This is a genomic window from Listeria monocytogenes ATCC 19117, from assembly GCF_000307025.1.
Taxonomy (GTDB): Bacteria; Bacillota; Bacilli; order Lactobacillales; family Listeriaceae; genus Listeria; species Listeria monocytogenes_B.
In genome coordinates, this window is record NC_018584.1 from 1,655,985 (window position 1) to 1,678,772 (window position 22,788).

The 22,788-nt window shown below is 38.9% G+C and carries 20 protein-coding genes and 2 other annotated features; of the genes, 4 read left to right on the top strand and 16 right to left on the bottom strand.

The window, feature by feature from the left end; all coding sequences use genetic code 11:
* Positions 1-4: 4 nt before the first annotated feature.
* The 11 genes from LMOATCC19117_RS08190 to trpE all read right to left on the bottom strand — a co-directional run bounded on the left by LMOATCC19117_RS08190 (position 5) and on the right by trpE (position 10,886).
* The gene (locus LMOATCC19117_RS08190; protein WP_003726739.1) at positions 5-658 is read right to left on the bottom strand and encodes a phosphatase PAP2 family protein; all 654 of its coding nucleotides are present in this window, start codon (positions 656-658) and stop codon (positions 5-7) included.
* Between the two features lie 9 nt (positions 659-667).
* The gene (locus LMOATCC19117_RS08195; protein ID WP_003726740.1) at positions 668-2,281 is read right to left on the bottom strand and encodes a putative polysaccharide biosynthesis protein; all 1,614 of its coding nucleotides are present in this window, start codon (positions 2,279-2,281) and stop codon (positions 668-670) included.
* Between the two features lie 110 nt (positions 2,282-2,391).
* Positions 2,392-4,005, bottom strand: coding sequence for a putative polysaccharide biosynthesis protein (locus LMOATCC19117_RS08200; protein ID WP_003734355.1), 1,614 nt, complete (start codon positions 4,003-4,005; stop codon positions 2,392-2,394).
* A gap of 84 nt (positions 4,006-4,089) precedes the next feature.
* Entirely contained in the window at positions 4,090-4,527 is a 438-nt protein-coding gene (locus tag LMOATCC19117_RS08205) for a hypothetical protein (RefSeq protein ID WP_003726796.1), read from the bottom strand.
* A 70-nt stretch (positions 4,528-4,597) separates the two neighbouring features.
* On the bottom strand, positions 4,598-5,371 hold the full coding sequence (gene trpA / locus LMOATCC19117_RS08210) for a tryptophan synthase subunit alpha (RefSeq protein WP_003734356.1): 774 nt from the start codon (positions 5,369-5,371) through the stop codon (positions 4,598-4,600).
* Positions 5,364-6,566 (bottom strand): tryptophan synthase subunit beta, encoded by a 1,203-nt coding sequence (gene trpB, locus LMOATCC19117_RS08215; RefSeq protein ID WP_003727351.1) that lies wholly within the window; start codon positions 6,564-6,566, stop codon positions 5,364-5,366. Before trpB ends, trpA begins: the two co-directional genes overlap by 8 nt.
* A 2-nt stretch (positions 6,567-6,568) precedes the next feature.
* A complete protein-coding gene (locus tag LMOATCC19117_RS08220) occupies positions 6,569-7,177 on the bottom strand; it encodes a phosphoribosylanthranilate isomerase (RefSeq protein ID WP_003731617.1) in 609 nt (202 codons plus the stop codon).
* Positions 7,174-7,932 (bottom strand): indole-3-glycerol phosphate synthase TrpC, encoded by a 759-nt coding sequence (trpC, locus tag LMOATCC19117_RS08225; RefSeq protein WP_003734357.1) that lies wholly within the window; start codon positions 7,930-7,932, stop codon positions 7,174-7,176. Before trpC ends, LMOATCC19117_RS08220 begins: the two co-directional genes overlap by 4 nt.
* Entirely contained in the window at positions 7,929-8,948 is a 1,020-nt protein-coding gene (trpD, locus tag LMOATCC19117_RS08230; RefSeq protein WP_003726781.1) for an anthranilate phosphoribosyltransferase, read from the bottom strand. The genes trpC and trpD overlap by 4 nt, the downstream gene beginning before the upstream one ends.
* A complete protein-coding gene (locus tag LMOATCC19117_RS08235) occupies positions 8,920-9,525 on the bottom strand; it encodes an anthranilate synthase component II (RefSeq protein ID WP_003734358.1) in 606 nt (201 codons plus the stop codon). The genes trpD and LMOATCC19117_RS08235 overlap by 29 nt, the downstream gene beginning before the upstream one ends.
* Positions 9,522-10,886 (bottom strand): anthranilate synthase component I, encoded by a 1,365-nt coding sequence (gene trpE, locus LMOATCC19117_RS08240; protein ID WP_003727348.1) that lies wholly within the window; start codon positions 10,884-10,886, stop codon positions 9,522-9,524. The genes LMOATCC19117_RS08235 and trpE overlap by 4 nt, the downstream gene beginning before the upstream one ends.
* Before the next feature lie 68 nt (positions 10,887-10,954).
* Positions 10,955-11,181 (bottom strand) — a binding site (T-box leader).
* Positions 11,182-11,229: 48 nt separating this feature from the next.
* Positions 11,230-11,471, bottom strand: a binding site (T-box leader).
* Between the two features lie 501 nt (positions 11,472-11,972).
* On the opposite strand from trpE, the gene lap reads away from it, so the two are divergent.
* The 4 genes from lap (at position 11,973) to LMOATCC19117_RS08260 (ending at position 17,192) form a co-directional block, all read left to right on the top strand.
* Entirely contained in the window at positions 11,973-14,573 is a 2,601-nt protein-coding gene (lap, locus tag LMOATCC19117_RS08245) for an adhesion-mediating acetaldehyde/alcohol dehydrogenase LAP (protein WP_003726650.1), read from the top strand.
* Between the two features lie 122 nt (positions 14,574-14,695).
* Positions 14,696-15,124: a VOC family protein gene (locus LMOATCC19117_RS08250; protein ID WP_003726651.1), complete on the top strand. Its 429-nt coding sequence runs from the start codon at positions 14,696-14,698 to the stop codon at positions 15,122-15,124.
* A gap of 83 nt (positions 15,125-15,207) precedes the next feature.
* Entirely contained in the window at positions 15,208-16,128 is a 921-nt protein-coding gene (locus LMOATCC19117_RS08255; protein WP_003726652.1) for an ABC transporter ATP-binding protein, read from the top strand.
* Entirely contained in the window at positions 16,125-17,192 is a 1,068-nt protein-coding gene (locus LMOATCC19117_RS08260; protein ID WP_014929072.1) for an ABC transporter permease, read from the top strand. Before LMOATCC19117_RS08255 ends, LMOATCC19117_RS08260 begins: the two co-directional genes overlap by 4 nt.
* A 36-nt stretch (positions 17,193-17,228) precedes the next feature.
* On the opposite strand, the gene LMOATCC19117_RS08265 is transcribed toward LMOATCC19117_RS08260, so the two are convergent.
* The 5 genes from LMOATCC19117_RS08265 to LMOATCC19117_RS08285 form a co-directional block, all read right to left on the bottom strand.
* Positions 17,229-18,203, bottom strand: coding sequence for a S66 family peptidase (locus LMOATCC19117_RS08265; protein WP_003727345.1), 975 nt, complete (start codon positions 18,201-18,203; stop codon positions 17,229-17,231).
* Positions 18,200-18,781, bottom strand: a complete 582-nt coding sequence (locus tag LMOATCC19117_RS08270) for a DNA-3-methyladenine glycosylase I (protein WP_003734359.1) — start codon at positions 18,779-18,781, stop codon at positions 18,200-18,202. Before LMOATCC19117_RS08270 ends, LMOATCC19117_RS08265 begins: the two co-directional genes overlap by 4 nt.
* A 12-nt stretch (positions 18,782-18,793) precedes the next feature.
* Positions 18,794-19,027: a hypothetical protein gene (locus tag LMOATCC19117_RS08275; protein WP_003727343.1), complete on the bottom strand. Its 234-nt coding sequence runs from the start codon at positions 19,025-19,027 to the stop codon at positions 18,794-18,796.
* A gap of 99 nt (positions 19,028-19,126) precedes the next feature.
* Positions 19,127-21,829: an aconitate hydratase AcnA gene (gene acnA / locus LMOATCC19117_RS08280; protein ID WP_003726197.1), complete on the bottom strand. Its 2,703-nt coding sequence runs from the start codon at positions 21,827-21,829 to the stop codon at positions 19,127-19,129.
* Between the two features lie 154 nt (positions 21,830-21,983).
* Positions 21,984-22,787 (bottom strand): STAS domain-containing protein, encoded by an 804-nt coding sequence (locus LMOATCC19117_RS08285; RefSeq protein WP_003727342.1) that lies wholly within the window; start codon positions 22,785-22,787, stop codon positions 21,984-21,986.
* Between the last annotated feature and the right edge of the window lies 1 nt (position 22,788).

The window sequence follows — 22,788 nt, forward strand, 5'->3', positions numbered from 1 at the left end:
TTTTCTATGCTTTTTTAAATCTACTCGCCCATAATGCTAATTTTTGATTCCAAATGAAGTAACATCCAATGCCACTGAAAAGTGCTGCATTGCCGATTAAGAATCCTGCAACCACATCGCTTGGAAAGTGCACCCCTAAGTAAACACGCGAATACATGATGAAAATAACTAGACCAAAGGCTAGAATGCCAATTGTAAATCGAAGCCATCTGCGGCTCACGTATAGAATTAACAAGAAAGCAAGCATACCATAAAATACCGTAGAACCGGTCGAATGTCCACTTGGAAAACTAAATCCACCTTGTTCGATTAATTTATACGTAGGCCTTGGTCGTTGAACGATATTTTTAATAATTGACGGGATAAGTGCTCCACCAATTAAAACAATACCACCAAACCAAATCGCCATATCTACTTTTCGAATGACAACAAATATAACGACAATGACTGCTGTTAAAATACAAATGGTCGCGACTCCGCCAATATCCGTTAGATAAGAAATCACCGTTGTTTTCGTATTCGTAATGCCTACACGGATAATACTGTTCCAATAATCATCAAAATGTTGAATCCACTTTGCACCGGTCATAACGCCTGTCATAAAGAAAATAAATCCAAGGAGAGCGATACCGCTAATAATAAATGGTGTTTTTTTCATATAATCCTCCTAGCGAATTCTTAATTTTTCACGCAGTCTCGTTCCACGTGGCCCAAATAATTTATCGGATAAGTGGAGTTTAAATGCCATGTAACCATAGAAAATTGCACCTACCCCGCCGCAAACGATTGTAATCATTAATGCAGGAATTTTCCGGTCTGTTGATACAAAGTTAGACATCATAATATAAAGCGCAATAACTACAAGCCCCATTAAAGCCGTCATCCCAAAGAAAAGTACCGTTCGCCGTAAAATAACTTTGAACGAAAAACGAACATATTTCTTAATAATAAGTAGCATGAAAATACAAGATACCGCATAGCCAATTCCGGTTGCAATAATGGATCCCTTTGCCTCAAATAACATAATGAGCGGCATTTGAAGAACTGATTTAGCCAGTAGACCGAGTAATAAACCAAGTACGGTAAATCGTTGTTCATCAATCCCTTGAAGGACTGCAGCAGATACGCTAAATAAGGAGAATAAAATAGCGATTGGCGCAAAAAGTTGTAGTAATGCTGTACCGTTATCACTTGGCGAGAAAAACACCGTAAATAGCGGTCTTGCTAGCATCGCAATCCCAAAACAAGCTGGAATTGTTAAAAATAATAAAATTTGAAAAACATCATTAAGTTGACGCTTCACTTGCGCATATTCTTTTCTCACATAAGCTCCCGTCACTAGTGGGACAAGCGCCATCGAAAACGCAATCGCGAGTGTGCCGGGAATCATAATCAATTTTTGTACATCAAAGTTAATAATTGCCACATAAGAATTCACTAGTTCCGGCGTAATGCCAATATATTCCAGTACCCGTCCTAATGTAAACTGGTCAATCAATTGATAAAGGGATGTAGCAGATCCAACAATAATAAACGGAATCGCCGAAAGAATAATATCTTTATAAAGCGTCGGGATAGAAATTTTCACAGTCCCTCTGTCTTCTAAAAGCATTCGGTCCAGTCCAGGTTTTCGTTTGTAAAAATACCAAAGAAGTAAAAGTAGACTTGCAAAAGCGCCGACAAACGCGGAGAAAGTAGCAATACTAATAGCCGTTACGACATTCCCATCAAGTACATACATGACAATAAATGTTCCAGCAAGTAAGAACATAATCCGAACAACTTGTTCTAACACTTGCGATACAGCAGAAGGTCCCATCGAATTATATCCTTGGAAAAAGCCTCGTAGTAAACTCATTACCGGAATAATTAGTAAGGCGAAACTAACTGCACGAATAACTTGAATCCCATCTGCTAAACTATAACCGCCCTCCAGTTGTTGCATCCGAGCAAGCGTTGGAGCAAGTCCATACATTGCTAGGAAACAGACAATGCCGGAGAAAATCATTAAATATACACCGGTTTTAAATAAACGTCGACCTACAGCGTATTCTTCCATCGCATTATATTTTGCTATATATTTAGCAACAGCCAGCGGAATCCCTGCAGTCGCAATGCTTAAGAATAATTGATACGGCACATAACCGAAATTATATAGAAGCGCTGGTTCATCTCCTCCAATAATCGCATAAAACGGAATCACATACAATATTCCGAGCACTTTAGAGATTAATGTCCCTAGCGTCAGAATAAATGTTCCTCTGAGCAGTTTTGAACCCATCGTCTAACTTCCTTTACATTAAATTATATATCCTTGTTTACTTTACCATTAACTCTTTTAAAAAAAAAGAACAAACCCAAATAAATATCGGCTTGTTCTTTACAAAAAGTTTAAATCAAATGAAGTTTTTTACGAATTTTATACATTCGGTCCCCTAGAATATAGTTTAACAGACCTGCTTTTGCAGCCAAAAACGCATAAATATAGGCACCAAAGCCGGCTGAAACAAAAACAATAACTAGTGCTGTTAATCTTGCATGTGGATTTAAAAATAAAATCAAGCCATGATAAATCAACCAGACACTAAGAAGCATCACCGCACTAATTCCTAAAATAAGTATAAGCCGTCTAAATAAATATTTAAACGAGTACTTCGCATATTTTTTAATAATAAAAATGGTGAATACTACGGAAACAATATAACCAAGTCCCGTAGCTAATGCCCCACCTTTTGCCCCTAAAAGTAAAATTAATGGCATTTGCAACACTGATTTTGTCAGTAAACCAAGTAAGAGACTAAGAACCGTGTACCGTTGTTCATCAATTCCTTGCAAAATCGCGGCTGTTACACTAAATAACGAGAAGAATATGGCAAATGGCGCAAAAAACTGAAGTAACATCGAACCATCTGCATTATAACCATAAAAAATGGTGTAAAGCGGATCCGCTAAAAGGGCAATTCCTAAACAAGCTGGCACAACTAAAAATAGTAACACTTGGAAAACAGCCGTCAAATGATGATGAACTTCCCGAATTCGCCCTTTATGGAAAGATGCCGCCACTAAAGGCACAAGTGTCATCGAAAATGCCAAGGCTAAAGTTCCCGGTATCATAATAATTTTTTGAACGGAAAAGTTGAAAATTGAAAGCAAATCCTCCGCTGTTTTCCCGTCCATACCATCGTAGGTTAAAACACGAGCAAACGTAAATAAATCAATTTGCTGATAAAGCGACATCGCCATTCCAACAATAATAAATGGCACCGCAGATATCGAAATTTCTTTTAATAGATGAAAAGTCGAAACGCGCAACTTGTTGTCACTGCCAGCAATCATTTTTTGAATACCCGGCTTCCGTTTTCGGTAATACCAAATGAGACAAATCAAGCTGAAAAACGCACCAACAAAAGCCGCAAAAGTCGCTAAACTCATCGCTGTAACAAGACTTCCACCAATTAAATGTAAGACAATATACGTACTAGCAAGTAAAAATACAATTCTCGCTATTTGTTCAATTACTTGTGACACGGCAGAAGGTCCCATCGAATGAAATCCTTGGAAATACCCCCGAAGTAAACTCATTACAGGAATAATAAGTAATGCAAAACTTACTGCGCGAATAACCGTCGTAATATCTTCAATACTCGTTCCGCCACTAACCTCTTGCATCCCCGCGAGTATCGGGGCAAAAATATACATTATTAAAAAACTAACAATCCCTGTGAATATCATTAAATACGTACTTGATCTATACAATCGCTGACTTAAAGCATATTCATTTAACGAATTATACTTCGAAATATATTTGGCAACTGCTAAAGGTACTCCAGCTGTCGCGATATTTAAGAAAATTTGGTAAGGGACATATCCATATTGATAGAGAATCGTTGCTTGTTCCCCGCCGGCAATCCAGTAAAATGGAATAACATATAAAATCCCTAAGATTTTTGAAAGCAATGTTCCAGCGGTAAGCACAGCCGTTCCTCGCATTAATTTTGAACTCATAATTTCTGTTACCTCGATTGATTTTTTCTTTTAAGTCTGTCTGTTAAATCGGGTTATGTAAAAATCATTCTTACACTACTACTTTTATCGCATTCTTCTAAGATTTAAAATACAAGTTACACTTAAAGCAAGTAGTACTGCTGGTAAAATAAGCGAAACAAAGTTCACACCACTATTAATCATTGACAAAATAACACCAAGAATAGTAAATGCAGCGTATAAATAATATACAAGCGGCGTAATTATAATACCTTTTCTAAGTTTGTTAAAAGAAAGAAATAACATAATCGTAAACGCAATACAAATAACTGCCATAATGGTAGTCGTCATAATCGTATTTTGAACGACCGCAGTGGCATGTGCATTAGCAAGTACTTCTTTTCTTTGTTGTAACGCAAAAAGACCTACAATAGAGACTGCACTTAATACTGCTTGAATAGTCGATACAATCGCTATTCCAAGTGTGACATTTTTCGTGTTATTGAGCATTCTCGCATGCTCTGGTTTAACTTCAACAGACATCCTTACAACTCCTCTTTAACATTCTATACACCAGACTTTACCATATTTAAAGAGAAATTGTAAGTAGTAATTAGTTTTCGATTCGAACTTCTGCGGCCTTTTGTAAAAACGCTCCTAGCTCTGCCGTTTTTTCTTCATGTAACATTTGCACGACTTTACTACCGATTATTACACCATCACATACATGCGCAAATTTTTCCACATGTTCAATAGAAGAAACACCAAAACCTGCGAGAACTGGAACAGGGCTAATGCTTTTTAAATAAGCTAAATGGTTATCAATATGGGCATCAAATTCACTCCTCACACCGGTAGTTCCGTTAACTGTTACTGCATAAATAAACCCTTCTGCCTGTTTCGCAATTTCTTCGAGGCGCTCTTTCGGACTTGTCAATGAAACAAGCGGAATAAGTGCGATATCTGTCCCTTGAAGTTCTGGCGTAATCAGTGTTTGGTGCTCATAAGGTAAATCAGGAATAATAAGCCCTTTCACCGGCGTTTTCTGCACCAATTCAACAAATTTCGGGATACCTAAATGAAAAATCGGATTAATATAACTCATAATAATTAGCGGAATTTGCACTTTACTCCTAGCCAATTTATTTAAAATGGCTTCTAAACTCACTTGCTCCTTTAAAGCACGTAACCCAGCAAGTTGAATAATCGGACCGTCGGCAACCGGATCAGAAAAAGGAATACCAATTTCAATCGCGCTTACACCAGATTTTTCGAGAAACAATAACTGTTCTTCTAAATTATCTAAGCCATCATCGCCACCCATAATGTAAGTAACTACGGCAGCATGATCTTTTTTCGCTAGTTTATTCGTTAATGTTTTAGTCATTTGTTTGTCCCTCCAAGCGTTCCTTTAGTTGATTAACATCTTTATCTCCGCGACCAGATAAACAAACGACCATACTTTCTTCTGGACGCATTTGGCTTGCAAGTTTGACTGCATAACTAATCGCGTGCGAGCTTTCGAGTGCAGGAATGATTCCTTCCGTACGACATAAAAGTTGAAATGCTTCAACGGCTTCATCATCGGTAACAGAATGGTACGCTGCACGACCTAAATCACGGAAAAAGCTATGCTCCGGACCAATACCTGGATAATCTAAGCCAGCTGAAATCGAAAATGCTTCCAAAATTTGTCCATTCTCATCTTGTAAAACGTCCATCATCGCTCCGTGTAAAATCCCGATTTCTCCTTTGGAAATAGTCGCTGCATGGAATTCAGTTTCTAAACCGTGTCCCGCTGCTTCCACACCGTGCATTTGAACAGAAACATCATCTACAAATGGATAAAATAACCCCATCGCATTACTCCCGCCTCCAACACAAGCAACAATTGCATCAGGAAGCTTACCTTCTTTTTCCAAGTGTTGTTTGCGTGCTTCTATTCCTATCACACTTTGGTAATCACGAACAATTTCTGGAAATGGATGCGGTCCAAGAACGGATCCCATAATGTAATGCGTGTCTTCCACATTAGCAACCCAGAATCTGAGCGCCTCATTTACTGCGTCTTTTAATGTTCTGCTTCCTGCTTTCACGCTCACTACTTTTGCACCAAGAAGTTCCATTCTAAACACATTGAGTGATTGGCGTTTCACATCTTCTTCTCCCATAAAAATAGTACATTCCATATTAAAAAGTGCTGCAACAGTTGCAGTCGCCACCCCGTGTTGTCCTGCGCCAGTTTCTGCCACTACTTTTTGTTTGCCCATTTGACGTGCGAGTAAGGCTTGCCCAATAGTATTATTGATTTTATGTGCGCCAGTATGATTTAAATCTTCGCGTTTTAAATAAATTTTTGCTCCGCCCGCATGTGCTGTTAATTGTTCAGCAAAATAAAGTGGTGTTTCTCGGCCCACATATTCTTTTAAATAATAGTTTAATTCTTTTTGAAAAGCAGGATCTGTTTTGGAAGCCCGGTACGCCTCGTCTAATTCTTTCACTGCTTTCATTAATGTTTCTGGTACAAATCTGCCGCCAAATTTTCCGTAAAAGCCATTTTCGTCAGGTGCTTGATAAGTCATTATTATTCCACTCCTTTTGCTGTTTTAATGAAGCATTTAATTTTCTCCGGATCTTTTTCTCCGTTTGTTTCTACGCCAGAGGAAATATCTACTGCATATGGTTCAAAGCGTTTAATGGCTTCTTGTACATTCTGAGCATTTAATCCGCCAGCTATAATTAATTTGTTTTTTGTAAGCATGTCTCTATTTATTTTATCCCAATCAAATGTTTTTCCGCTGCCGCCTTCATATTCCTCTGCTGGTGCATCAAGTAAAATATAAGCGTTTGGATAGTCATTTATATTGGTAGGAAGTTTCCCATCTTTCACAGGAAAAGCTTTGATTACTTTTGCATCTGTGCGATTTGCTTGTTTTGCGGGTTCTTGTCCGTGAAGTTGAACAATGTCTAATGGCACACCTTTGATTGCTGCCTTTAACTCTTCTTCAGTAGGATTAACGAATACCCCGACTTTTTTGACGTTAGCGGGAATATTTTTAGCTAATTCATGTGCCTTTTCCACCGTAACTTGGCGTTTACTTTTTGCGAAAACGAAGCCAATCATATCTGCGCCATTATCGACCGCAGCCGCTACATCTACTGCTTTTTTCAATCCACAAATTTTTACAATCATCGTGTCACCTTCAAACTTTTCGCCGCTGCTTCTGGAGTCGCTTCTCGCATTAGCGCTTCTCCAACAAGTACTGCATTATATTTTTGACTAACCCGAGCCACATCTTCAGCTGTTCGAAAACCTGATTCACTTATGAAACAAGCATCCGACGAGAAATCGCTCGCCAGTCTTTCACTTACTGCAATATCCACTTCAAATGTATGCAAATTACGGTTGTTCACACCAATGAGTTTAGCTCCAATTTTTTGAGCAACAGCTAATTCTTTCTGGTCATGTACTTCCACTAACACTTCCAAATCAAGCGCCAGAGCTTGTTCAAACAGAGCAATTAGCATCTCTTCTGTAAGTGCCGAAATAATTAGCAATACAACCGTTGCTCCCGCATTTCGAGCACGAATCAATTGTTTTTCACTAATAATAAAATCTTTACAAAGTACAGGAATTTCGACATTTTTCGCTACTTCTCGCAAATCTTCAATCGAGCCTTTGAAAAAAACAGGATCTGTCAAAACAGAAATCATTCCCGCACCCGCAGCTTGATAAGACCTGGCTTGCAGAACCGGATTCACGCCCATATTGATTTCCCCTTTAGAAGGAGAGGCGCGTTTTACTTCTGCAATAAGTTGCATCGAGTTGGTATTTGCTTTTAAAAATTCATAAAACGAATAAGTTTTCCGTTTTTCGGCTACTTTTTCTAAGGGCATGTCTGCAACTTCTACTGCTTTTTGCGCTAAAATTTCTTCTAAAAATGTCATTTTGCTAGCACCTCTTTTTGATAAGTAATTAAATCTGCCAATTTTTGTTTGGCTAAACCACTTCTAATTAAATCTCTTGCTAAATCCACGCCTTCTTGTACCGTTGTCACTTTGCCATTTGCAAATAAACCAAATCCGGCATTTAAAAGCACTGTATCTAAGTAAGCTCCTGGTTCTCCGTCAAGCACACTACGCAAAATTGCTGCATTTTCTTTAGCTTCTCCGCCTGTAATTGCTTCGAGAGGATAGCTAGTTAAACCAACATCTTCCGGACGCAGTGTATATAAGTGAACTTCACCATTTTCATATAACGCATAATGATTTTCTCCAGCCAGAGAAGCTTCATCCATAAAACCAGCGCCATTTAAAACAACTGCGCGTTTTCGTCCGAGCTGGCCGAGTACTTCCGCTGTTTGCTCTAACAAATCACGACGATAAATTCCCATTAATTGCGTTTCTAAATGGACCGGATTTGTGAGTGGGCCAATCAAATTAAATATCGTTGGCGTTCCAAGTTCTTTTCGAACATCCATAACGTACTTCATATTCGGGTGAACATGTGGCGCGAACAAAAAGGCAATTCCGACTTTTTCGAGTAAATAAGTCATATCTTCTGGGCGCATATTAATATCAATCCCTAATTCCTGACAAACATCAGCACTACCTGAACGACTAGAAATACTTCTATTCCCATGTTTCGCAACCGGAATCCCCGCAGCCGCAAGAACAAAAGCCGACGTAGTACTAATATTAAAACTATTGGATTTATCTCCACCTGTTCCGCAATTATCCATCGCTGTCCCGGCTGGAAAAGCGACTTGAATAGCCACTCGTTGCATCGCCTGCGCGATTCCCGCCATTTCTTCTGCCGTTTCTCCTTTCACTTTGAGCGCCATTAAAAAAGCAGCTATTTTCGTTTTCGAAAGTCGTCCTTCAAAAATTTCTGTTGCAATCATTGTCATTTCTTCTTTGGATAAATTTTCTTGGTCATATACTTTTTGTAGTAAGATTTCCATTTTCTCGCGCCCCTTCCACTATATAAATAAAGTTTTCCATCATTTGTTTTCCATCATTCGTACCAATTGATTCAGGATGAAATTGCAAACCGTAAACCGGATAATCTTTTACTTTCATTGCCATCACTTCCGCATCGTCCGTCGCTACTGCTAACACTTCCAAAACTTGTGGCAACGTGTTTTTATCTACTATTAAAGAATGATAACGCATCACAGGCATTTCTTCCGGTAAATTAGCAAAGATTGCTCCAGCGGTTTGCCGCATAGTAGAAACTTTCCCGTGGCGGATTTTCGCCGCTCTTTTTACGTCTCCGCCGAATACCTCACCAATCGCCTGATGACCTAAACAAATTCCAAGCAAAGGCTTTTCTTTCGCAAATTTTGCAACTACTTCTTCTAAAAGACCAGCATCACTTGGTTTTCCTGGTCCCGGTGAAAGAACTATCCCATCAGCTAAAGCCGCTATTTCCATTAAATCAGCCGCATCATTCCGTTTCACTACCACTTCACTAAATTCTGCTAAATACTGTTCTAAATTAAATGTAAAAGAATCGTAATTATCAATTAATAGAATCATTCTCCCACCTCCAAAAGTGCCTTTGCTTTTTGTAATGTTTCTAAGTATTCGCTTTCTGGATCGGAATCATAGACAATTCCTGCACCAGCTTGAACATAAGCTTTTCCGTTATGAAGTACCATTGTTCTAATCGAAAGCGCGAAATCCGAATCACCATTTTTAGTTAAATAACCAACCGCACCAGCATATGGGCCACGTTTTACATTTTCCCATTCATAGATTCGCTCCATGGCTCTTATTTTCGGTGCTCCGCTAACTGTACCAGCCGGAAGCGTCGACCGAAGAGCATCCATTGCAGTAAGTCCAGGTTTTAAGGTTCCTTCTACTACTGAAACTAAATGCATTAAGAAACGGTATCTTTCAATAGTAAGGTAAACAGGCACATGCACTGATCCCGTTTCGGCGATTTTCCCAATATCATTTCGCCCAAGATCTACTAACATCCGGTGCTCTGCCAATTCTTTTTCATCCGACAACAATTCCGAAGCGAGTAGTTCGTCTTCTTGTTTCGTTGCCCCGCGCCGTCTTGTTCCTGCAATAGGATTCGTAATTACCGTCCGCCCTTTCGTTTTAATCAAACTTTCTGGCGAAGAGCCAATTAGCACTGTATCCCCAAAATCAATGAAATAAAGATAAGGAGAAGGATTTAATAAACGTAATTTCCGATAATAATCAAATGGTGTCACGGTGAAATCTGCTTCTAGTCGTTGCGAGAGAACAATTTGAAAGAAGTCACCCTCTTGGATATAGGTTTTTGCTTTTTTCACTAACCCCATGTACTCCTCTTTCGTGTAGTTACTCTTGTATGTCATTTTGGGAACATGGACAGCCTTGTGCTCTTCCTTTTTCGGCGTTGTAAGTTCAGTAAACATTAATTCAAGCGCCTTATCTAGTTCCGCCTCACTTCTTCCCGAATAGCAATTATCTTGCACTAAAATAAGTTCTTCCGCCTGATGATCCATAATCACAAAACTTTCATATACATAAAAACGAATATCTGGCATATCCCGAGTTTCTACTGGAATTTCGCCTAAATTCTCATAAAGCGCAATGACATCATAACCAACATAACCAATTGCACCTGAATCAAGCGGTAAATCTGCTTCATCTTCTTTTGCTTTTTCGATAAATAATTCAATTTCTTTTAAAGGATCTGCGACAACTTGATGTATACCGTCGATATAATAATCATGTTGATATACTTTAATTTCATGGACTGGATTAATAGCAATGATCGAATAACGTCCAGCCTCCGCATCTTTCGCCGCCCCCTCTAGCAAACTTTTTCCTGTACCTGAAAGTCTTTGAAACGCCAGAATAGCCGTTAGTGTGTCAGCATCTATTTTTTTCGTTTTTCTCATCTTAATCATCCCTTCTTCTCTACTAAAATAAAAAAAAGTCCTCTGAAAAAGCGCAAAATTATGCTTTTTCAGAGGACGAGTTATCGCGGTGCCACCTCATTTTAGGGAATTCTCCCTATCTCAGTACTGCAATATTTGCAGTCGCTCTATAACGGGAGCACCCGTTCACCCCTACTTAATTTCAAGGTATCACGCACAAGGCCCATTCCTAATTCATCTATTTATTAGCTCCCACCAAACGCTAACTCTCTTTAAAAATCGATGAAAAAGTACTATTCTTGTTTCATGTTTTCGTTTTATAAAATTAAAAAAGGGCCTCTCTCCAAGCCTAGCAAATATACTAGACAAGGACGAGAGACCCGTGGTACCACCTTGATTAACTGTAAAAACAGTTCACTTAATCCATCCAAATTCCGAATGGGTGCCTTGTGTAACGATAAGGCCTAATCGCTGTATCCTACTAAGAAAATCCTTTCAGATCAGAGCTCAGAAGTCCATTCACATCATGTCCGCTACTGACTTTCACCAACCGTCAGCTCTCTAAAAACTTTCATCATGTTACTTACTCTTCATCAAAGCTATCATTTTTTACTTGTTTTCATCTTACATAAGAAAATCATGAAAGTCAAGAAAATAAAACTACTTTATACTAAAAAGGTCGCAAAACGATAATTAATAAACAAGTAAGAAAAAAGAACTATCTCCCTATAATATATTTCACCCCAGAAAAAGTATGCTATTTTCTCTATTATAATAAATATCACCTCCCTTAAAACACTTATAAAATATAGGTTTTCAAATGATAATCAGCTTAAATTCCAATGATAAAAACACTCATATAAACCATGCCTAATTAACTAAAAAAAGCTTTTCCGAAAGGACTTTTCAACCATCTTTGTCAATTTGTGAAGTTTTTCACGTGAAACACTGGACAAACTTTTATTGATGGATTATACTAACGGTGTAATCAAATAAAACAAAAGAATACGGCAAAGCAACAAGCTAAATTTTTTTGGATTATCAGGGACGTTAAAAGTCTACTATGGACATTTTAAGTCCCGAACAAATATTAGGAGGTTCTGGAAAATGGCAATTAAAGAAAATGCGGCCCAAGAAGTATTAGAAGTTCAAAAAGTGATTGACAGATTAGCAGACAATGGACAAAAAGCATTGAAAGCATTTGAAAGTTACAATCAAGAACAAGTAGACAATATCGTTCACGCAATGGCACTTGCCGGACTTGACCAACATATGCCCCTTGCAAAATTAGCAGTAGAAGAAACTGGACGTGGATTATACGAAGATAAATGTATTAAAAACATCTTCGCGACAGAATATATTTGGAACAACATTAAAAACAACAAAACAGTAGGCGTTATTAATGAAGATGTACAAACTGGTGTGATTGAAATTGCTGAACCAGTTGGAGTTGTTGCCGGGGTTACACCTGTAACTAACCCAACATCCACTACTCTTTTCAAAGCAATTATCGCTATCAAAACACGTAACCCAATCATCTTTGCTTTCCATCCAAGTGCACAGCGTTGTTCATCTGCAGCAGCGAAAGTTGTATACGATGCAGCAATTGCAGCTGGAGCACCAGAACATTGTATTCAATGGGTAGAAAAACCTTCTCTAGAAGCAACGAAACAATTAATGAATCACGATAAAGTAGCACTTGTACTTGCAACTGGTGGTGCTGGAATGGTTAAATCAGCATACTCTACTGGTAAACCTGCACTAGGTGTTGGACCAGGTAACGTACCAGCTTACATTGACAAAACAGCCAAAATTAAACGTTCTGTTAATGACATTATTCTTTCTAAATCTTTTGACCAAGGTATGATTTGTGCTTCTGAACAAGCAGTCATCGTGGATAAAGAAGTCGCTAAAGAAGTTAAAGCTGAAATGGAAGCAAACAAATGCTACTTCGTTAAAGGCGCTGAATTCAAAAAATTAGAAAGCTACGTAATCAATCCTGAAAAAGGAACACTTAACCCAGATGTAGTTGGTAAATCCCCTGCATGGATTGCAAATCAAGCTGGCTTCAAAGTTCCAGAAGATACAAAAATCCTTGTAGCTGAAATTAAAGGTGTTGGCGACAAATACCCACTATCTCACGAAAAATTAAGCCCAGTTCTTGCATTCATCGAAGCTGCTAACCAAGCAGAAGCATTCGATCGTTGTGAAGAAATGTTAGTATACGGAGGACTTGGACACTCCGCAGTTATTCACTCTACGGATAAAGAAGTTCAAAAAGCATTTGGTATTCGTATGAAAGCTTGCCGTATCATCGTAAATGCACCAAGCGCACAAGGCGGTATCGGTGACATTTATAACGGCTTCATCCCTTCCCTAACACTAGGTTGTGGATCTTACGGTAAAAACTCTGTATCACAAAATGTAAGTGCGACTAACTTGCTGAACGTTAAACGTATCGCGGATCGGAGAAATAATATGCAATGGTTCAAACTTCCACCAAAAATTTTCTTTGAAAAATATTCCACTCAATACCTTCAAAAAATGGAAGGCGTTGAACGCGTATTTATCGTAACTGACCCAGGAATGGTTCAATTCAAATACGTGGATGTCGTAATCGAACACCTGAAAAAACGTGGCAACGATGTAGCTTACCAAGTATTTGCTGACGTTGAACCAGATCCATCTGACGTAACAGTTTACAAAGGTGCAGAACTAATGAAAGACTTCAAACCTGATACAATTATCGCTCTTGGTGGTGGTTCCGCAATGGATGCTGCCAAAGGTATGTGGTTATTCTATGAACACCCAGAAGCTTCATTCTTCGGATTGAAACAAAAATTCTTAGATATCCGTAAACGTACTTTCAAATATCCTAAACTTGGTGGAAAAGCGAAATTCGTTGCAATTCCAACAACAAGTGGTACAGGTTCTGAAGTAACTCCATTTGCGGTTATTACAGACAAAGAAAACAACATTAAATACCCTCTTGCTGATTATGAACTAACTCCAGACGTTGCGATTGTTGATGCACAATATGTAACTACTGTTCCAGCACACATTACTGCTGACACTGGTATGGACGTTCTAACTCACGCAATTGAATCTTATGTATCCGTAATGGCAAGCGATTATACTCGTGGATTATCTATCCGCGCAATCGAACTTGTATTTGAAAACTTACGTGAATCTGTTCTTACTGGTGATCCAGATGCGCGTGAAAAAATGCATAATGCTTCTGCCCTAGCTGGTATGGCGTTTGCAAATGCGTTCCTAGGAATTAACCACAGCTTGGCACACAAAATTGGACCTGAATTCCACATTCCTCACGGTCGTGCGAATGCAATCCTTATGCCACATGTTATTCGTTATAACGCACTTAAACCTAAAAAACATGCGTTATTCCCTAGATATGAAAGCTTCCGTGCTGATGAAGATTATGCTCGTATCTCTCGTATTATCGGCTTCCCTGCAGCAACTACAGAAGAAGGCGTTAAATCACTTGTAGATGAAATCATCAAACTTGGTAAAGACGTTGGTATCGACATGAGTCTTAAAGGACAAAATGTTGCTAAAAAAGATTTGGATGCAGTTGTAGATACACTTGCAGATCGCGCATTCATGGACCAATGTACTACTGCCAACCCTAAACAACCACTTGTAAGTGAACTCAAAGAAATCTACCTAGAAGCTTACAAAGGTGTTTGAAACTAGCTAACTTGTCCACCATTAATATATAAAGTTAGAAGAAAGCGCAAGTCCATCCCAGGGCTTGCGCTTTCGCTTTAGTACTAAAATTAGTATAATGGAACAAGAATGGAGTTGATTTAATGATACAAGCAACGGTTCCCTACTTTACTTTTGACGGGGAGGCCACAGAAGCACTAGATTTTTATAAAAAAGTGTTTCAAGCAGAAATTACGCAAATGCGTTATTTTCACGAGCTGGAAGGATTCTCAGGAGATAAAAAACAAGGAGAACGAATCCTCCATGCAAGACTTACGAAAGACGAGAAAGATTTATTTTATTTCTCCGACACGCTCGAAGGCGAAACAGACGCGGGCAATCGCCTAGCACTTGCGGTGAATTTTAGTTCGGAAGCAGATTTTGTACATGCCTTTGTCCTACTATCCAAAACCGGCACCATCGAAATTCCGATTCAAAATACATTTTGGGACGCAAAATACGCGAAAGTAATCGATCATTACAGCATAGATTGGCACCTTAACTTAGAAAATGAGTCTACTACTAAAGTATGATTTTTTCCCGTCCTCTAGCCGAATGTAATTAGAACTAAAAAATAGTACAATTTTAGTAGTGAGAGAAAAAAAGGAGTGAGTTCATGACTGAGACAGTTTTAAAATTAGAACATGTCACGAAAAAAATCGGACAAAAAAATATTGTCCACGATATCAGCTTTGACATACATAAAGGAGAAGTATTTGGTTTACTTGGCCCAAACGGTGCTGGTAAGACAACTATAATCCGCTCTATCGTTGGTTTAATTCGTCGCTCAGAAGGTACCGTTTTTATTAATGGTAAAAATGTCGACACAGAATATAAAGCAGCGATTTCAGAAGTAGGTGCTATTATTGAAAATCCAGAATTTTATATGTATATGTCTGGATGGGCAAACTTAAAGCAATTCGCACGTATGAGTCAAAAAAATATTACTGACGAACACGTTCGTGAAATCGTTGAACTTGTAAAGCTTACTGGCGCAATTAATCAGAAAGTAAAAACATATTCTCTCGGTATGCGTCAACGTTTAGGTGTTGCGCAAGCTTTAATTCATAGCCCTGCTTTACTTATCTTAGATGAACCAACAAACGGACTTGATCCACAAGGTATGGCCGAATTCAGAACGCTGATTCGCGATTTAGCGACAAATGGTACTTCTGTTTTAATTTCTAGCCATTTACTTAGCGAAATCCAACAAATTACGGATCGATTTGCGATTATTAACAAAGGTGTTCTAACGCACATCGAAAAAATGAGCGACCTAATTGAAAATCATGTCGCTGCTTATAAACTAAAAGTTAGCGATCCCGAAGCAACTAAAACCGTTCTCGCTACACTCCCAGTCAAGCTTGTTGCTCAAAATGAGGATCTATTCAAAATCGAAGTGGCTCACGAAGATGTACATCTAATTGCTCGTGCGCTTATCCAAGCAAATATTGATTTATTAGAAATGGTTCCACTTCAAGCCTCCCTTGAAGAACGATTCCTCGAATTAACTAAAGGTGGAGGTGCAGAAGTATGATAGCATTAGTAAAAAATGAATTTACCAAATTATTTTCCAGAAAATCAAGTTGGATTATGCAAATCGTCTTATTTGTAGCAGTTTTAGCTCTTGCTCTTCTTATGTTTTTTGTTAGTAAAATAGATACTAGTGGTATCGAAGGCGGCGACGCAAGTAATGCTGGTATTACTGCTTACTATGACGATAAAGGTGCCCTGGTTAGCGAAGAAGAATATTGGAACTCCGCAGATAAAGATGGTAATCCTACGTATAAATCTGAAACGTTATCTTTAACTGATTCTGTTGCTTACTTAAAAACACAAGAACAAGCGGCTCCAACAAAAGAAGCCAAAGAAACTATCCAAAAACAAATTGATTTTTACCAAGCTTATGTCGATGCAGATGAAAAACCCGCTAGTAATTCAGCAGGTATTTCAAGCGCAGATTTCTTCGCTTCATTAGGTAGCTCAGGAGCCGTTGCGACAATGCTTGTTGTTGTTGTAGCAAGTATCATCGTTGCAACAGAGTTTTCTGGTGGGACAATCAAACTTTTACTGACACGTCCTTATTCTAGAAGTCAGATACTATTTTCCAAATACGTAATGTGTATCGTTTACAGCATTATTAGCTCTATCACATTACTTGTAGCTAGCTTTATCTTTTCATTTATTTTACCAAAACAATCTATTTTTATGCCGCTCTCCCCTTCAACGGGTGCAATGACTGCTTTCGAACATGCGTGGATGCTACTTGGTACGAACTTCTTACTGATGATCGTATACGCAACTATTGCTTTCTTCTTCTCCTCTGTCGTTCGTTCACAAGCACTTGCAGTTGGTGTCGGCGTTGGTGTACTATTCTCCGGTGGAATTATTCGCCAATTACTACCTCTCGCTATCGAAAAATACGATTGGATGAAATGGATTATCTTCAACTTGCTCAGCCTAAATGACACAGTTGGCGGTTCTAAAATCGCCGGTGGCCTAGCAGATTGGCAAATAATCGCCGGTCTAGGTGTTTATACAGCGATTATCCTTTTCTTCACTTTCTTCTTATTCAAAAAACGAGATGTCGCTTTAAGTTAAATATTAAAAAGGCTGTCCGCATTGGACAGCCTTTTTTTAATGCCTAATAATTTGAATTTTATCGGTCTGATTTGTATCAATTCTTGCAGTTCCGCCAATCGGGAATGTCGCAATTGGCTGTGTATGACCAAAATCCGCACCAGATATAACTGGGATTTTTTGTAATGCCGTTTTTGTTTCAATAATATATGCTAATTTCTCCGCTGTCATCGCTGTCTTCTGTTGGAAACGACCGATTACCAGCCCTTCTATCTCATCTGCACCGGGTTGACTTAATAGCGATTCCAAATCCCGGTCGAATGTTTCTGGAACAGTCATAAAATCATCTTCAATAAATAAAATGGTACCTGCTAAGTTAGGCATGTACTCGGTTCCTTGGAGTAAATTAAGCGTACATAAGTTCCCGCCAATGATGATTCCTTCTGCCTCTCCAGGTTGCATAACAACTAATCCCTCATTCGGAATAAAATTTCTGTTCTCTTGGTCCAAATACCATTCATCGTCACTCCATGCAGCACTTTCTTTAAGCGCAAACGGCTCTTTTTGCAATAAACACTTGCTAAATGAGTCCATTACGTAGTCCAGCCCTTTCTCCATTGAAAAACTTGAAAAATGAGCGCCTGAATAAGTGATAAGTTCCGTTTGCGTATAAATAGCGGTTGCTAATGCCGTGATATCGGAGAAACCACATAAAATTTTAGGATTTTCCGAAATTAACTCATAATCCAAATATGGCAACAATTGATTGCTATTAAAACCACCAATAACCGTCAAAATCGCTTTGACACTCGAATCATTAAAGGCTTCATGGATATCAGCAACTCGCGAACGAATGCTTGAACTCATCATGCAATCCATTTCTGCTACATGTTCGCCAAAAGTGACTTTAAAACCCATGTCCGTTAGGCGCTTAACGGCAATTTCCACTTGATTGTCAGCCATAATACCGATAGAACGACTTGGTGCAATAATCCGAATTTCATCCCCTTGTTTTAATTTCGCTGGAATCATTTCGTCGCCTCCCTATTAAATGTATGAAATGGGCATGAACGTAAATGGTCATCCAAAATCCCAATAGCTTGTAAATAAGAATACACAATTACAGGGCCAACAAACTTAAAACCACGTTTCTTTAAATCTTTACTGATTTTTTCTGATAGTTCTGTGCTTGCAGGGACCTCTCCCATGCCTTGCCATTCATTAATAATACGCTCATTATTCGTAAAACCCCAAATATAGTTTGCAAATGAGCCGAATTCAGCTTGGACTTTTTGCGTAGCTAGGGCATTTGTACGAACTGCTTTCACTTTAAGGCGATTCTTTACAATAGCCGCTTCTTCGACAATCGTCGCCAGCTCATCGTCTGTTAGGCGTGCACATTTATCAATATCAAAGTGAAAAAAAGCTTCTTGATAGGCTTTTCTTTTATGTAAAATTAATCTCCATGAGAGTCCAGCTTGTGCTCCCTCTAAATTGAGCATTTCAAATAAATATGTGTCGTTTTTACTCGGAACACACCATTCTGTATCATGATATTCTAGTTCAAACGGGTCATTAATCGACCAAGGGCAACGTAATTCTTCAGACAAAGCGAGTTCCTCCTATATAGTTAAAATGTAATACACACTGATCAAAACAGCCACAAATAGTCCGACGCAACTCCAAATTAGTCGTTTCTCTTTCCACTGACTAACTGCCACAGCAATGCTTAATGCTAAAAATAAAAAGAGTAGCCAGTTTGGAACGTCGGGGTGATAGTTGCTCGTAAAAATAAGATACCCTATTACTGCTGCAATTATTCCAGTCACTATAAAACTGATTTTCTGATACCTCATTCGCTCAAGCCTCCTATTAACCAATAATAAAACATACGTTCTGTTTTTGCAAGCAAAAATAAAAAAGAGACGAACTTTATTGCTCGCCTCTTTTTAAAGTTATTTCAATTTGCCACGAAGAACCATTGGTAAAATTCCGCCGTGACGGTAATAGTCAATTTCTACTTCAGAGTCAAAACGTGCAAGTGCTTCAAAAGTGAAGCTTGAGCCGTCTTCACGAACAGCGGTTACTTTTACAAGGTCTCTTGGCGCTACCTCTTCACCGATTTCCACTTGCAAGCTTTCTGAACCTGTTAAACCAAGCGTTTCTGCGTCTTCACCTGGTTGGAACTGAAGTGGTAAAACACCCATCATAACAAGGTTAGAACGATGAATCCGTTCATAGCTTTTCGCGATAACTGTTTTAATTCCTAGCAAGTTCGTTCCTTTGGCAGCCCAGTCACGAGAGGATCCCATTCCATAATCGTCACCAGCAAGAATGACTAAACCAGTATTATTTTCGATATATTTTCTAGAAGCATCATAAATTGACATCACTTCGCCAGTTGGCCAGTAAGTCGTATAGCCACCTTCTGTACCTGGTGCGATTTGATTTTTAATACGAATATTCGCAAATGTCCCGCGCATCATCACATCATGATGACCGCGACGAGAACCGTATGAGTTGAAATCACGAATTGCCACGCCTTCTTCTTGAAGGAATTTCCCAGCTGGGGTATCTTTGCCGATTGCTCCGGCTGGTGAAATATGATCGGTTGTAACAGAATCACCAAATTTACCAATAACGCGGAGGCCAGATAAGCTTTCTACTTTGCCAGCTTCTTTCGCTAAATTATCAAAGAATGGTGGGTTCGCAATATACGTAGAGTTTTCATCCCATTTGTATAGGGCATCTTCTGTTGTCTCAATCGCATTCCAAGCTTCGTTTTCATCAAATACATGAGCATATTGTTCACGGAAAAGTTCTGGTGTTACCGTTTCTTCTACTAATGCCTTCACTTCTTCTGAACTTGGCCAAATATCGTCTAAGAAGACTTCTTCGCCATTATTACCGCGTCCAATTGGTTCTGTTAGCATGTCGACATTTGTTGTCCCAGCGAGCGCATAGGCAACGACTAGTGGTGGTGAAGCTAGGAAGTTTGCTTTCACAAGTGCATGAATACGCCCTTCAAAGTTACGGTTACCACTTAATACCGCAGAAACAAGCAAATCACTGTCTTGTATTGCTTCTTCAATTTCTTCTTTTAACGGACCAGAATTACCGATACACGTCGTACAACCATAGCCAACAAGGTCAAACCCAAGTTTTTCTAAATATGGAAGTAAGCCGGCTTTTTCCAAGTAACCTGTTACAACTTTAGAGCCTGGCGCCAAGGATGTTTTTACGAATTTTGGTACTTCTAAGCCTTTTTCGACTGCTTTTTTAGCAACTAAACCAGCGCTTAACATAACATATGGGTTAGAAGTGTTCGTACAACTTGTAATCGCCGCGATTGCAACCGAACCAGTTTTCATAGTGGATTGATCGCCATTGCCAAAAGTAACGGTTACTTCTTTGTCTAAGGCTGATTTATCTAGTCCGAAACCTTGGTTGCCTGCTTTGGCAGTAATCGATTCCCGGAATGTTTCTTTCATTTTCGAAAGAGGGATCAAATCTTGGGGACGTTTTGGCCCCGCCAAGTTTGGTTCAATCGCGGAAAGATCGATTTCCACGATTTGCGTGTAGTTTGGTTCTACTTTTTCAGGTGTGAAGAATAAATCGTTTGCTTCTAAATAAGCTTCTACTAGCTCAATTTGTTCTTTGTCACGACCAGTTAGTTTTAAATAATTAAGGGCTTCTTTATCTACTGGGAAGAACCCACAAGTTGCACCGTATTCTGGAGCCATATTCGCAACGGTTGCACGGTCAGCAAGCGGAAGTGTCGCAACACCCGGACCATAAAATTCAACAAATTTACCTACTACTTTTTGTTCCCGTAAGACTTGGGTTACTTTTAAAGCAAAATCAGTTGCTGTTGCGCCGTTTGGTAAAGCACCTAGCAATTTCACACCGATAACTTCTGGAATTGGGAAGTAAGATGGTTGACCGAGCATGCCGGCTTCTGCTTCAATACCGCCCACGCCCCAACCTAATACACCAATACCGTTAATCATCGTCGTATGGCTATCTGTTCCGACAAGGGAATCTGGAAACGCTACAAATTCGCCGTCTGCTACTTCATTCGCAATAACGACGTTTGCTAAATACTCTAAGTTAACTTGGTGAACGATACCTGTTGCAGGTGGTACTGCGCGATAGTTATCAAATGCTTTTTGCGCCCAATTTAAAAACTGGTAACGTTCCATGTTGCGCTTGAATTCGAGTTCCATATTGATTTTCAGTGCTTCTGGATTCGCATAGCTGTCTACTTGCACCGAGTGATCGACGACTAAATCGACCGGGATTTCCGGATTGATTTTTTCAGGGTCGCCGCCAAGATCTGCCATGGCTTTACGTAAAGAAGCTAAATCAACCACTGCAGGAACACCTGTGAAATCTTGTAAAATAACACGGGCTGGTTTGAATGGTACTTCGCCTTCGTTTCCATCTTTAGACCAATGGGCTAAATCTTCTACATGTGAGTCCTTAATTACTCTGCCATCTGCTTGTCTTAAAACGGATTCAAGTAAAACACGTACAGAATAAGGTAATTTCTCGATGTTTGTAAGCTTGTCCTCTTCTAAGGTTTTAAGTTTGTAATAATGATACGTTTTGTCGTTTAGTTGAAATGATGCTTTTGCTTTTTCTTTCCAATTAGTCATCCACGTTTCCTCCTTCAATTCTTGAAACGATTGGTCTCTCTCATCTATTGTACTTAAAAACGGGCGATAAGTAAACAAAGAGAATCCGCTATAATTCGATAACTTTTTCTTATAACAAAAAAATGAATGACAACGAGTGCCATTCATCTGTACTTTAAACACCTAAATTGGTTAATGCTTGTTCTAAAGAGCCAAATGATTCGAGTTTGGAAATATTTGAACCAACTTGGATTGTGCGTTGAGCGAAACTTGGGCGCATACCAGAAAGTATTGGTACTAAGCCAATTAATTTAAAAGATTGAATCATATCCTCCATATGTTTGGTTGCGAAATCATCTTTTAATACAGCACTGGAAAAATCAATGACAATCGTATCTAAATTCAGCTTATCCGCAGATTCTACTGCTTTTTCTTTCATGAAATAGCCCCTATCGTCATCCAAACTACCAACAATTGGTAAGACGCCGATAGAATCAGTGATAGGAATAATTCGTGTGGATAACTGAATTATTTCTTTTCGCTGTGCTGCGACTTGATTTCTATTTTCTTGCATAAATCCTTCTAATAACTGTTGCTGAATCGACGAAAGTGTATCTTTTATGGCAAGCATAAATTGGATAATGTCAGCATCTGAATAGAAAACATTTTCTGTTTCCTTCCATTTGACTAAGCTAGTGATGATATATTTTTCGACTTCACTCATATGTTGATGGATTTTTCTAATATCGGTTTTATCATTGAAACGTCTCTTACCGATACTTTCAAAGTCGCGTTCCTTCACACCAGTTATTACATCAATAATCATCCCACATGATGCGGTACTCAGCGCACGAATGGAGGCTTCCTCTTCCCCGCTACTAAGTCTTAATTTAAATTCATCTGTTTCACTATAATAATTTTCATAAAACATATTCACTAACTCTGAACGACGACTAATCAAAAATTCCTTAATTTGCATA